Consider the following 12,694-nt stretch of genomic DNA (forward strand, 5'->3'; position numbering starts at 1 on the left):
GCCGTCCGCATTTCCACGACATCGCTTCACAAATCCGTTGAAATTGACCGCTTTGCTGCCAGTCTGGTGCAGATGCCGCTTGCCAAGCGGCAAGATAGTTTATATGTAAACAAAAGAGATCGCTTTGCGGGGCGCCAGCCCGCGGCTTCCATCGCGATCCTTGGAGGAAATTGCCATGCCGAGCTATCGCGCCCCGGTCCAGGACGTCACCTTCCTGCTCAACCATGTGTTCGGCATCGAGAAATACGGCAATCTGCCGGGGTTCTCCGATCTTTCCGCCGAGACGCTGGAGGCGATCCTGGCCGAGGGGGCCAAGCTCTGCGAGGAGGTTCTCCAGCCGCTGAACCGGGTCGGGGATATCGAGGGCTGCAAGCGCCACGAGGATGGCCGTGTCACGACGCCCAAAGGGTTCAAGGCCGCCTATGACGCCTTCGCCGCCGGCGGCTGGGTGGGGCTTTCCGCCGATCCCGAATATGGCGGGCAGGGCCTCCCCTACACGCTCGGCGCGATCATGAACGAATTCGCTTCGTCGGCTAACATGGCGTTCTCGATGTATCCGGGCCTGACGATGGGCGCGATCGCGGCGCTCAACACCCATGCCTCGGACGAGATTAAGCGGACCTATCTGCCGAAGATGATCGAGGGGCCCTGGACAGGCACGATGAACCTTACCGAGCCGCATTGCGGCACCGATCTCGGCCTGATCAAGACCCGCGCGACCCGCCAGCCGGACGGCAGCTTCCGCATCACCGGCACCAAGATCTTCATCTCGGCCGGCGAGCACGATCTCAGCGACAACATCATCCACCTCGTTCTCGCCCGCATCGAGGGCGCGCCGGAAGGGGTGAAGGGGATCTCGCTGTTCGTGGTGCCGAAATTCCTCGTCAACCCCGATGGCTCGCTCGGCGCGCGCAACCCGGTCGCCTGCGGCGCGATCGAGCACAAGATGGGGATCCACGGCAATTCCACCTGCGTGATGAACTATGACGGCGCGACCGGCTGGCTGGTCGGCGAGGAGAATCGCGGGCTTAACGCCATGTTCGTGATGATGAACGAGGCGCGGCTCGGCGTGGCCATCCAGGGGCTCGCGCAATCCGAAGTCGCCTATCAGAACGCGGTCGCCTATGCGCGGGATCGCATCCAGGGCCGGGCGCTGACCGGCGCCAAGGAGCCGACGAAGGCGGCGGATCCGATCATCGTCCATCCCGATGTGCGCCGCACGCTGCTCTCCATCCGCGCCTTCAACGAGGCGGCGCGCGCGCTGGTGCTCTGGACGGCGCTAAAGAGCGATGTCGCCCATCGCTCCGAGGATGCCAAGGCGCGCCAGGAGGCGGACGATCATCTCGGGCTGATGACCCCCGTGCTCAAGGGGGTTCTGACCGACAGGGGCTTCGAGAACGCGGTCGCCGCACAGCAGATGTTCGGCGGGCACGGCTATATCGAGGAATGGGGGATGAGTCAGTTCGTGCGCGATGCCCGCATCGCGATGATCTACGAGGGCGCGAACGGCATCCAGGCGCTGGATCTCGTGGGGCGCAAGCTCCCGCGCGACGGCGGCCGGGCGGTGATGAGCTTCTTCAACGAGGTGCAGGGCTTCATCAAGGCCGGCGAGGGAGAAGCGGCGCTCAAGCCGCTGTTCGGCCCGCTCGCGCAGGGGCTCGGCCATCTTCAGCAGGCCACGATGTGGTTCATGCAGAACGCGATGGCGAAGCCGGACAATGCCGGCGCCGGCTCCACCGATTACATGCATCTCTTCGGCCTCGTCGCGCTCGGCTACATGTGGGCGATGCAGGCGAAGGCTGCGCATGCGAAGCTCGCCGCCGGCGCCAATGGCGATGCGGCCGCGCTCGAGACCAAGCTCACGCTCGCGCGCGTCTTCATGGAGCGGCTGATGCCGGAGACGGGCACGCGCCTCGCCAGGATCGCCGCCGGCGCCGATGCCGTGATGGCGCTGCCGGCGGAGATGTTCTGAGAAGCGGCGCGGGGCGGCGGGCCGCGAACCGCTGCCTGGATCTCCGCGCCGGGGCCCGGCCGATCCGTGCCGGATGCCGAAATCCGACTGCCAAAACAGGGAGGCCCCCATGGCCGAGGCATACATCTACGATCACGTGCGCACCCCGCGCGGCAAGGGCAAGGCCGATGGCTCGCTCCATGAGGTGACCGCGGTCCGCCTCGCGGAAACCGCGCTCCGGGCGGTGAAGGATCGCAACGGGCTTGATCCCCGCCTTGTCGACGATGTCGTGCTCGGCTGCGTCGATCCCGTCGGCGAGGCTTCGGGCGACATCGCGCGCTCGGCGGCGATCGCGGCCGGCTATGGCGAAAGCGTGCCGGGCATCCAGATCAACCGGTTCTGCGCCTCGGGGCTCGACGCGGTGGCCTTCGGCGCCGCGCAGGTGATGGCGGGGCAGAAGGATCTCGTGATCGGCGGTGGCGTCGAGAGCATGAGCCGCGTCGGCATGGGCGCCTCGGGCATGATGCCGGCGGTCGATCCCAGCGTTGCGATCCCCTCCTATTTCTCGCCGCAGGGCGTGGCGGCGGACCTGATCGCGACCAAATACGGCTTCACGCGCGACGATGTCGACGCCGTCGCGGTGGAGAGCCACAAGCGCGCGGCGCGCGCCTGGAGCGAGGCGCGCTTCTCGAAATCGGTCGTGCCGGTCCGGGATGTCAACGGCCTGACGATCCTCGCGCGCGACGAGACGATCCGCCCCGCCACCGATATGCAGACGCTGGGCGCGCTAAAGCCCTCCTTCGCGATGATGGGCGAGCAGGGCGGCTTCGACGCGGTGGCGATCCAGGGCCATCCGGAGGTCGAGACGATCAACCATGTCCATCATGCCGGCAATTCCTCCGGTATCGTCGACGGCGCCTCGGCGGTGCTCGTCGGCTCGAAGGCGGCCGGGCGCAAGGCGGGGCTCCGAGCGCGGGCACGCATCCGCGGCTTTGCGAGCCTCGGCTCGGATCTCGCGCTGGTCCTGACCGGCCCGGTCGATGTGACCGAGAAGCTCTTCGCCCGCACCGGCATGACCATGAAGGACATCGATCTCATCGAGATCAACGAGGCCTTCGCGGCGGTCGTGTTGCGCTACCAGCAGGCTTTCGATCTCGATCCCGCCAAGGTCAACGTCAATGGCGGCGCGATCGCCATGGGCCATCCGCTGGGCGCCACCGGCGCGATGATCCTCGGCACGGTGATCGACGAACTCGAGCGACGCGACCTCAATACCGGCCTCGTCACCCTGTGTGTCGCCCATGGCATGGGCACGGCGATGATCGTCGAGCGCGTCTGATCCAGGCGGGAGAAAACCGATGAACCTCAAGAATTTCCGCTTCGAGACCGATGCAGATGGCGTGGCGCTCCTGACCTGGGACATGCCGGGCCGCTCGATGAATGTGATCACCCCCGAGGTGATGGACGAGTTGGAGAGCGTGATCGATCACGTTGTCTCGGCCGAGGGGGTCAAGGGCTGCGTCATCACCTCCGGCAAGGATACCTTCTCCGGCGGCGCCGATCTCACCATGCTCCAGGGGCTCGGCGTCGAGTTCGGCAAGCTGGCGAAGGCCAAGGGCGAGGAGGCTGCGATGCAGTTCTTCTTCGACCGCTCCTCGGCCCTGTCGCGGCTCTATCGCAAGCTCGAAACCTGCGGCAAGCCCTTCGCGGCCGCGGTGCACGGCACCTGCCTCGGCGGCGCCTTCGAACTCGCGCTCGCCTGCCATTACCGCGTGGTTTCGGATTCGGACAAGACCCGGATCGGGCTGCCGGAGATCAAGGTCGGGCTGTTCCCCGGCGCCGGCGGCACCCAGCGCGTGGCGCGGCTGATGCAGACCGGCGACGCGCTCCAGATGCTGTTCCGCGGCGACCAGATCAAGCCGGCGCAGGCGAAGAGCATGAATCTCGTCCATGCCGTGGTGCCGCGCGAGGGGCTCGTGCGGGCGGCGGCGGACTGGATCAAGGCCGGCGGTTCGCCCAAGGCGCCCTGGGACCAGGAGGGCTACAAGCTGCCCTCGAACAAGGTGCACTCGCCCGCCGGCATGATGATCTGGCCGCCGGCCAACGCGATCTACCGCCGCGAGACGCAGGACAATTACCCGGCCGCCAAGGCGATCCTGCAATCGGTCTATGAGGGGCTGATGCTGCCGATGGACCTCGCGCTCCGCGTCGAGAGCCGGTATTTCGCGCATATCCTGCGCTCGCCGGAGGCAGCGGCGATGATCCGCTCGCTCTTCGTCTCCAAGGGCGAACTGGAGAAGGGCGCACGCCGGCCGGAAGGCATCGAGCCGCTCAAGATCAAGCGGGTCGGGGTGGTCGGCGCCGGCTTCATGGGCGCGGGCATCGCCTATGTCTCGGCGCAGGCCGGAATCAATGTCGTGCTGGTCGACCGCGACCAGGAGGCGGCGGACAAGGGCAAGGCCTATTCGCACAAGCTGATGTCCGACCAGATCCTGAAGGGGCGCGCCAAGACCGCCGACCGCGACGCGCTGCTCGCCCGCATCCATGCCACGGCCGATTTCTCGGCGCTCAAGGGCTGCGATCTGGTGATCGAGGCGGTGTTCGAGGACCGGGCCGTGAAGGCGGAGGTCACGAAGAAGATCGAGGCCGCCATCGGCCGCCGCACCATCCTCGCCTCCAATACCTCGACCCTGCCGATCTCCTCGCTCGCCGAGAATTTCGCGCGGCCGAGCCAGTATATCGGCATCCATTTCTTCTCGCCGGTCGAGAAGATGCTGCTGGTCGAGATCATCCTCGGCAAGCGCACGGGGGATCGGGCGCTCGCGACGGCGCTCGATTTCGTCCGCGCCATCCGCAAGACGCCGATCGTCGTCAATGATTGCCGCGGCTTCTTCGCCAATCGCTGCGTGCTGAACTATATCCGCGAGGGCCATCTCATGCTGGCCGAGGGTGTGCCGCCGGCGATGATCGAGAATATGGCCAAGAAGGCCGGCATGCCGGTCGGCCCGCTCTCGCTCAACGACGAGGTCGCGCTCGATCTCGGCTGGAAGATCCTCCAGGCGACGAAGAAGGATCTCGGCGCCGAGGCGGTGGACCCCAAGCAGGAGGCGCTGCTCAAGACCATGGTCGTCGATCTGGAGCGCCTCGGCCGCAAGAACGGCAAGGGCTTCTACGATTACGCCCCCAGCGGCAAGAAACTCTGGCCCGGCCTGAAGGATCTCCAGAAGACCCGCCTTGCCGCCGACGCTCTCGACCGCCAGGAACTCATCGATCGCTTCCTGGTGATCCAGGCGCTGGAGGCGGCGCGCACGGTCGAGGAGAAGGTCATCACCGATGTCCGCGAGGCCGATGTCGGCGCCATTCTCGGCTTCGGCTTCGCGCCCTATACCGGCGGCCCGCTCTCCTATATCGACCGCATGGGCACCAAGGCCTTTGTCGCCTTGTGCGAGCGGCTCGCGAAGGCGCATGGCGAGCGCTTCCGCCCCAACAAGCTGCTGCGCGCCATGGCGCGGAAGGGCGAGACCTTCTACGGCCGCTTCAACCCCTACGGGCGCGCATCGGACAAGGATGCCGCGTAAGCGCACCGGGATGACGAGCCGGGCGGCCGCGTCGGCCGCCCTTTCCGCTGCAGAAAAGCCGGAGACCGATCTGCCATGAATCTCTGGCTGCGCGTGCTCTGGCTGTTCCTGACGGCGCCGTTCGGGGCGCGCATCGCCCCGCCTTTCGGGGTCTCGCGGCTGCGCTTCCGCGTCTGGCCGCTCGATCTCGACACCAATCTCCACATGAACAACGGCCGCTATCTCACGATCGCGGATCTCGGCCGCGCCGATCTGCTGCTGCGCACCGGGCTCTGGCGCGCCGTGCTCAAGGAGGGGCTGCTGCCGATGCTCTCCGGCGCCGCGATCCGGTTCCGGCGGGAATTGAGGCCCTTCCAGCCCTTCACGCTGGAAACGCGCATCGTTGCCTGGCAGGGCACCTCCTTCATCATGGAGCACCGCTTCCTCGCGAAGGACGGAGCCGGCGCCGAGATCACGGCGGCGATCGCGCTGGTGCGCGGCGGGCTCTATGCCAGGCGGCAGCGGAAATTCCTCCCCGCCGAACACATCGCGGAATTGTCGGGCTATGCAGGTCCCGCCCCGGAGATCACGCCGGATCTCGCCGAGTTTCTGGCGCTCGAAAGCGCGCTGAAGACGCGCTGACCGAGCCGTGAATTGACAGGTCCGCGCGCTCGCGGGCTTGATGGCGCCGCCACCCGCATCGCCCTCCCGCACCTGGAACACGCATGACGCGCACCATCGATTACCTGTTCTCGCTCATGAGCCCGTGGGCCTATCTCGGCTTCGACCGCTTTCATGAGATCGCCCGGAAACACGATGTCCGGATCCGCTACCGGCCGGCGCTGCTCGGTGAGATCTTCGCCGAGACCGGCGGGTTGCCGCTGGCGCGACGCCACCCCGCGCGCCAGGCCTATCGGCTCGTCGAGCTTCAGCGCTGGCGCGCCGCGCGCGGGCTTCCGCTGGTGCTCAACCCGCGTTACTGGCCGTTCGAGGGGGCGCTGGCCGATCAGATCGCCATCGCGATCATCGAGGCTGGGCATGTGCCCGAAGCCTATCTCCGCGCCGCCCACCGGGCGATCTGGGCCGAGGAGCGCAATCTCGCGGACGAGAACGAACTTGCCGCCCTGCTCGCCGCGGCCGGCTTGCCCGCGGAACTGCTGGTCCGCGCGCGTTCGCCGAAGATCACCGATCTCTACGCCGCCAACCGCGATTGGGCGATCGCCGCCGGGGTCTTCGGCGCGCCGAGCTATGTGCTCGACGGCGAGGTCTTCTGGGGGCAGGACCGGCTCGAATTGCTGGAATCCGCCTTGGGCTCGGGGCGCCCGGCCTATCGGCCGGACACCGATCTCTGATCGGGCTCAGCCGGCGATGAGCCGACGAAGCTTGGCCTGCCGCACGGCCGGGGTCTCCTGCGAATCGAGGGTGCCGAAGAACAGGCCCTTCGCATCCATCAGGTAGATCGCGGCGGTATGGTCCATCGTGTAGCCCGAGGGTGTCTCGACCTTGCGGTAGATGGCGCGATAGGCCCGCGCCACCATGGCCAGTTCGGCCTCGTCCTTTGGCACGAGGCCGATGATGCGCGGGTCGAACGAGGCGGTATAGTCGCGCAGCAGCTCGACCGTGTCGCGCGCCGGGTCCACCGTGACGAAATAGACCCGGAAATCCTTTGCCGCCGCGCCGAGGGCCTCGAGGTCGTTATGAATCTCGAGCATCGCGGTCGGGCACACATCCGGGCAATGCGTGAAGCCGAAGAACAGCGCGAAGGGCCGGCCCTTCAGGCTTTCGCTGTCGATCGTGCCGCCGCTGGTCGCGGCGAGGCGGAAGGGGCCGCCGATGGCGGCGACCCCCGAGCCCGTCTCGTTCGCGTGCGGGTTGAGCAGCAGATAGCCGAGCACCGCCGTCAGCAGCGCGACGCTGCCCCAGGCGAGCACGCGAATGAGTCGCAGCGTGGTCAATGCTTGTGCCCTCCATGATCCGCGCCCGAGGCCCCCATCGCATCGATGCGGTATTCGACCGCGACCTTGCCGGCCTTCTCGAACACCAGTTCGCCCTTCACCGTGTCGCCCTGGTTGAGCCGCCGCTTGAGATCGAGGAACATGACATGGAAGCCGCCGGGCTTGAGCGTGACGGTTTCACCGGGCTTGATCTCAAGGCCCTTGGCCAATGCGCGCATCTTCATCACGCCCCCGTCCATCGCCATCTCGTGCACCTCGAAGATCCCGGCAATCTCGGCCGAACCGCCGATGAGCCGATCCGGCGCCGAGCCGGTATTGGTGATGGTCATGAACCCGCCCGCGACCTTGGCGCCGGCAGGGGTTGCCCGCGTCCAGGGCGCGGAGATGACAAGTCCGCCGACCTTGTAGCTCGGTGCTGCGGCATGGCTGCCATGGCCGCCGGCCTGCGCCACGGCCTTGGGCAGAATCCGGATGCCCGGCGCCGGCATCTTCAACGCGTGCGGGTCCTGCCCCTTGGCGGGGATCTCGGTCCACGCCACCTTGCCGCTGGCGCATTCCTGCACCACGGGCACGAACAGGGTTTCGTTGGCCGGCAACGCGTCCGTCACCCGTGCCTGAAAGACGAACTCGTCGTAATTGTCGTCGGCGAGATTGCCGCCGGACCAGACGATCTCCTTGACACCCGCCTTCACCTCGCGGCCGTAGAGCGTGTAGCTGCGGGCATAATCGCCCTTGCTGGTGGTGAGCGTCCAGCCGGATTTCGGCATCGGCTTCACGGCGATCAGACCCTCGGGGATCGTGACGCGGACGATATTGGTCGCCTGGCCTTCGCAGCCATGCGGAATGCGGAGCACCATCTTCTGGGTGCTGTCCTGGGGGGCGGCCTGCACCTCGAAGGTGGCATGCGCGCCGGCCTGCTGCGGTGCTGCGAGGGCGAGGAGGCAGGCGGAAAGGGGCGCCGCGAGGCGCATCGTGAACATCGACATCGGAATGATCCTGAATGAGAGGGAAGAACGGGCGATCAGGCCCGGCCCGGCGGTCCTCTCGACCAGGGCAGGATATGCGGTTCGGCGTGCGCCACGGGCGTGTCAACGCGCTCGGCCGGCAGGCCGGCCGGTGCGTGCGGCGGCAGGATCGTCGCGAGGCGCGGCGCCAGCGCGGGTTGCGCCGGCAGGCAGCATGTCGCGCAATCATGCGCTGCGGCGGGGGCCTGGTCCGGATCGCTCCGCTCGTCGAGGCTTACCGGCGCGTGCACGTCGTCCGGTTTCTGGCCCGACATACAGAGCGCGAAGGCGATACCCGGTTCTGAAGCGGCCCGCTGCGCCAGCGCGCGTGCTTCGATCACCCCCGACAGCGCAATGAAGGCGCAGAGGAGCAGCGGCAGCGCTTCGCGCAGCAGCCCGCGGCCATGCCGGATCAGGGTCTGAACCATGCCTTTCCATATGCCCCCGAACCCGCCGCCGGCAAGAGCGGAGCGGTTGAAAGCATGAGCGCGAAGCGTCACTCCGCGGCGCGCGGCGCCTCCAGGCTGAGCTGGGCGATCAGCGCCCGCAGCGCCGAGGGCTTGATCGGCTTGTTGAGCACCGGCACCCCGGCGGCGGCGGCCTGGTCCCGCACCTCCGTGGAGCGATCGGCCGTGATCAGGGCCGCAGGAAGGCCCGGGCGCAACCGCCGCCGGAGCGCGCGGATCGCGACAAGCCCGTTGCCTTCGTCGAGCTGGTAATCGACCAGCGCGAGGGTCGGCGGCGTTCCGCTGCGCACTGCCGTGAGGATCGCCGCGGCATTGGCGCCGGTGGTCACCGTGCAGCCCCAGCCCTCGAGCAGGGTGCGCATGCCGTCGAGGATCGCCGGCTCGTTGTCGATCACCGCGACATGGATGCCGGCGAGCGGCGCCGGCGGAGCAGCCGTCTCGCCCTCGACCGGGGTCGACGCGGCGTGTGCCGGGCGCTGCGCCGCGATCGGCACCGCGACCCGGAACGATGAGCCCCTGGCGGGCGCCGAATCGAGTTCGAGCCGGTGCCCCAGAACCTTGACGATTCGTTCGACGATCGAGAGCCCGAGCCCGAGGCCGCGCTCGATGCGTGCGCCCTGGTCGAGGCGCTGGAATTCCTTGAAGATCACCTTCTGCTTGTTCGCGGCGATGCCGATGCCGGTATCGGCGACGACGAGGACTGCCTGCCCCCCCCGCCGCTTGACGCCGACGAGCACGCGGCCCGTGATGGTATATTTGATCGCGTTCGAGACGAGATTCTGGAGCAGGCGGCGCAGCAGCCGCCGGTCGCTGGTCACGACCAGCGAGGAGGGGACGAAGATCAGCCGCAACCCCTTGGCCGCCGCAACCGGGCCGAACTCGATCTGGAGCTGATTAAGCACGTCGCCGATCGGGAAGCTCGAGCGTTCCGGCTGGAGCTTGCCGCCGTCGAGCCGCGAAATCTCGAGCAGCGCGGAGAGGATCTCCTCGACGGCGTTGAGCGATGCCTCGACATTGCCGGCGAGCGCGGCCTGCGGCGTGTCGCGCAGGCTTTCGGAGAGTGCGCTCGAATAGAGCCGTGCGGCGTTGAGCGGCTGGATGATGTCGTGGCTTGCCGCGGCGAGGAAGCGTGTTTTCGAGGCATTGGCCTCCTCGGCCTCCAGCTTCGCGCGGGCAAGCTCGCGGTTGGCCTGGGTGAGTTCGTCGGTGCGGGTGCGGACGCGCTTCTCGAGCGTGACATTGGCCTCGGCCAGCGCGCGCTCGGCCTCCACCGCCTCGGTGATGTCGGTGTAGGTCGTCACGAGACCGCCATCGGGCAGGTGGTTGGAGCGGATCTCGATCGTCCGCCCGGACGGATGCAGGGTCAGGCGCTGCGGCTCGGTCTCCTGCACCAGCGAGGCGATGCGCTGGGCGATGACATCGGCGGCAAGCGCCTTTCCGTAAAGCTCGCGCCGGGCATTGTCGTTGACGATCTCGTCGAGCCCGACCCCGAAGCGCACGAGGTCCGGCGGCAGTTCGAACAGGTCCTGGAAGGCGCGGTTCCAGCACATCAGCCGCAATTCGCGGTCGAACACGGTCACGCCCTGCCGGGTATGGTCGAGCCCGTGCTGGAGCAGCGTGCGCGAATGCTGGATCGCGGCGGAGGCATCGTCGAGCAGCTTCAGCGCCGCCTCGGTCGAGACATTGCGCCGCCGCAGCATCAGCGACAGCACGAGCCGCGACGAGGCGGCGCCGATCGCCGAGGCGAGGAGATGCTCGGCAAAGCGGATCGTATGCGCATCGGCCTCCTGCCCGGTGACGAAGGGGGTTCCGCGTTGCAGTTCGAAGGCGCCGAAGGCACGGTCCGTCCGCTCTTCGCCGAGATAGCGCGCGACCGTGGTGCGCAGGTCGTCGACGCTGACCGAGGAGCGCCAGAGCTTGAACGAGGGGCCTGCGGCGCTGGCTTCGGGGCGGGTGAAGAGGCTGGCCTGAAGCCGCTCGATCGGACTTTGGGCGCGCAGCAGCGAGACCAGCACCAGCACCGCCGTGTTGATGCCGAGCGATAGCGCCACCCCGGTCACGAGAGGCGGGAAATCGGTGCCGAGAATGCTCGACGGCGCGAGGAAGGAGAGGCCGAACGGTCCGTCGCGGACGATATGGGCGATGAAGCCGCCGCTGCCACCGAGCGTCGGCAGGAACAGGAGGTAGAGCCACAATCCGAAGCCGGCCGTCAGCGCCGCAAGCGCGCCCTGCGCGTTCGCCCGCTGCCAGAACAGCCCGAGGAAGAAGGCCGGGACGAGCTGCGCGATCGCGGCGAAGGACAGCAGGCCGATCGAGGCCAACGCCGCCTGCTCCGAGGCCCGGTAATAGGCGAAGCCGAGGAAGAGGATGATCACGACCGCGACACGCCGGATCATCAGCACCGTCTGCCCCATGTCGAGCCGGTTGCCGCGTCCGGCGCCCGCGGGGTCGTTGATTATCTCCTTCGGGCGCAGGTTGGTCCGTCGCAGCAGGAACGGCATCGCGAGATCGTTGGAGACCATGATGCCGCAGGCGACCGATTCGACGATCACCATGGCCGTGGCGGCGGATAGCGCGCCGATGAACGCGGCGAGCGCCACGAGGCCCGCCTCTGCCTGGAGCGGCAGCGACAGCACCATGAAATCGCGGTCGATCGTGCGCTCGGGGAAGATCACGAGGCCGGCAAGCGCGATCGGCACCACGAACACGTTGATCGCGACGAGATAGGCCGGGAATTGCCAGGCCGCCTGGCGCAGGTCGCGCACGTCGCGGTTCTCGACGATCATTACGTGGAACTGGCGTGGCAGCAGGAAGATCGCGAAGGCCGCGAGCATCGTCGTCGTGACCCAGACATAGGGGTCCGGCGGGGTGGAGAGCATTTCCGCCGCCGCCGGCACCTGCCGCGCCCGCGTGAAGAGATCGTCGAACCCGTCGAACATCACGAAGACGACGAAGACCCCCACGGCTAGAAAGGCGAGCAGCTTGACGAGCGATTCCGCCGCGATTGCCAGCATCAGCCCGTTCTGGTGCTCGGTCGCGTCGATATGGCGCGTGCCGAAGGCGATCGCGAAGGCTGCGAGCACGATGGTGACAAGCAGCGAGACATCCCCGATCACGCTGATGCCGCGGATGGTGGGCACATAGCCGAGTTCGCGGAAGACGATGATCTCCAGCGCCGAGGAAATCGCCTTGAGCTGGAGCGCGATGTAGGGAACCGTGCCGACGACGGCGATCACCGCCACGATGGCCGCGACGCGCCCGTCCTTGCCGTAGCGGGCGCCGATGAAATCGGCGACCGAGGTGATGCGCTGCGATTTCGCGATATGGATGATCCGCGCGATGAGGGGCAGGCCGAGCAGGATGCCGATCAGCGGGCCGAGATAGATCGGCAGGAAATCGAGCCCCGCGCGCGAGGAGAGGCCGACCGAACCGAGGAAGGTCCAGGACGTGCAATAAACCGCGAGCGTCAGCGCGTAGATCGGCGGCCGGAAGCGGTCGCGCATCAGGAATCCGCCCCGCGTATCGCCGAAATGGGCGATCGCGAACAGCGTGATCAGGTAGAGCAAGGCGGCGGCGAGCGCGACCCAGCCGGCGAGCATGATGGCGTTCCGTTCCCGTTGCGCGGGCATTCCCCGCTTGCCAGCGAGCTTTCCACGCCGGAGGCTCCCCCGCAAGCAGGGCGATCTCCACCGAAAGCGGGGCTTGCCTCCGCTCCGTCTGCCATCGATCATCATATGCGCGGTTCGGGCATCCGGGCTGC

General features: G+C 67.6%; 9 protein-coding genes. 5 read left to right on the forward strand and 4 right to left on the reverse strand.

Annotation, left to right across the window (positions count from 1 at the left end; genetic code table 11):
- The first annotated feature begins 175 nt into the window (after positions 1–175).
- From FWJ24_RS13545 to FWJ24_RS13565, 5 genes are all read left to right on the forward strand, one after another.
- On the forward strand, positions 176–1,972 hold the full coding sequence (locus FWJ24_RS13545) for an acyl-CoA dehydrogenase C-terminal domain-containing protein (protein WP_150288367.1): 1,797 nt from the start codon (positions 176–178) through the stop codon (positions 1,970–1,972).
- Between the two features lie 109 nt (positions 1,973–2,081).
- Positions 2,082–3,290, forward strand: a complete 1,209-nt coding sequence (locus FWJ24_RS13550; RefSeq protein ID WP_150288368.1) for an acetyl-CoA C-acetyltransferase — start codon at positions 2,082–2,084, stop codon at positions 3,288–3,290.
- Between the two features lie 19 nt (positions 3,291–3,309).
- Positions 3,310–5,529 carry an FAD-dependent oxidoreductase gene (locus FWJ24_RS13555; RefSeq protein ID WP_150288369.1) on the forward strand — a complete coding sequence of 740 codons (2,220 nt, stop codon included), beginning with the start codon at positions 3,310–3,312 and terminating at the stop codon, positions 5,527–5,529.
- 75 nt (positions 5,530–5,604) lie between these two features.
- Positions 5,605–6,150: a thioesterase family protein gene (locus tag FWJ24_RS13560; RefSeq protein WP_150288370.1), complete on the forward strand. Its 546-nt coding sequence runs from the start codon at positions 5,605–5,607 to the stop codon at positions 6,148–6,150.
- Between the two features lie 83 nt (positions 6,151–6,233).
- Entirely contained in the window at positions 6,234–6,860 is a 627-nt protein-coding gene (locus FWJ24_RS13565) for a 2-hydroxychromene-2-carboxylate isomerase (protein ID WP_150288371.1), read from the forward strand.
- 6 nt (positions 6,861–6,866) lie between these two features.
- Here the strand turns inward: FWJ24_RS13565 and FWJ24_RS13570 are convergent, their stop codons facing one another.
- The 4 genes from FWJ24_RS13570 to FWJ24_RS13585 all read right to left on the reverse strand — a co-directional run bounded on the left by FWJ24_RS13570 (position 6,867) and on the right by FWJ24_RS13585 (position 12,533).
- Positions 6,867–7,463, reverse strand: coding sequence for an SCO family protein (locus FWJ24_RS13570; RefSeq protein ID WP_150288372.1), 597 nt, complete (start codon positions 7,461–7,463; stop codon positions 6,867–6,869).
- Complete coding sequence (locus FWJ24_RS13575) at positions 7,460–8,449, reverse strand: DUF1775 domain-containing protein (protein ID WP_342788619.1); 990 nt, start codon at positions 8,447–8,449, stop codon at positions 7,460–7,462. The genes FWJ24_RS13570 and FWJ24_RS13575 overlap by 4 nt, the downstream gene beginning before the upstream one ends.
- Before the next feature lie 35 nt (positions 8,450–8,484).
- Positions 8,485–8,895, reverse strand: coding sequence for a hypothetical protein (locus tag FWJ24_RS13580; protein ID WP_150288373.1), 411 nt, complete (start codon positions 8,893–8,895; stop codon positions 8,485–8,487).
- 68 nt (positions 8,896–8,963) lie between these two features.
- Entirely contained in the window at positions 8,964–12,533 is a 3,570-nt protein-coding gene (locus FWJ24_RS13585; RefSeq protein WP_150288374.1) for a hybrid sensor histidine kinase/response regulator, read from the reverse strand.
- Between the last annotated feature and the right edge of the window lie 161 nt (positions 12,534–12,694).

This window comes from Rhabdaerophilum calidifontis (genome assembly GCF_008641065.1).
Classification (GTDB): domain Bacteria; phylum Pseudomonadota; class Alphaproteobacteria; order Rhizobiales; family Beijerinckiaceae; genus Rhabdaerophilum; species Rhabdaerophilum calidifontis.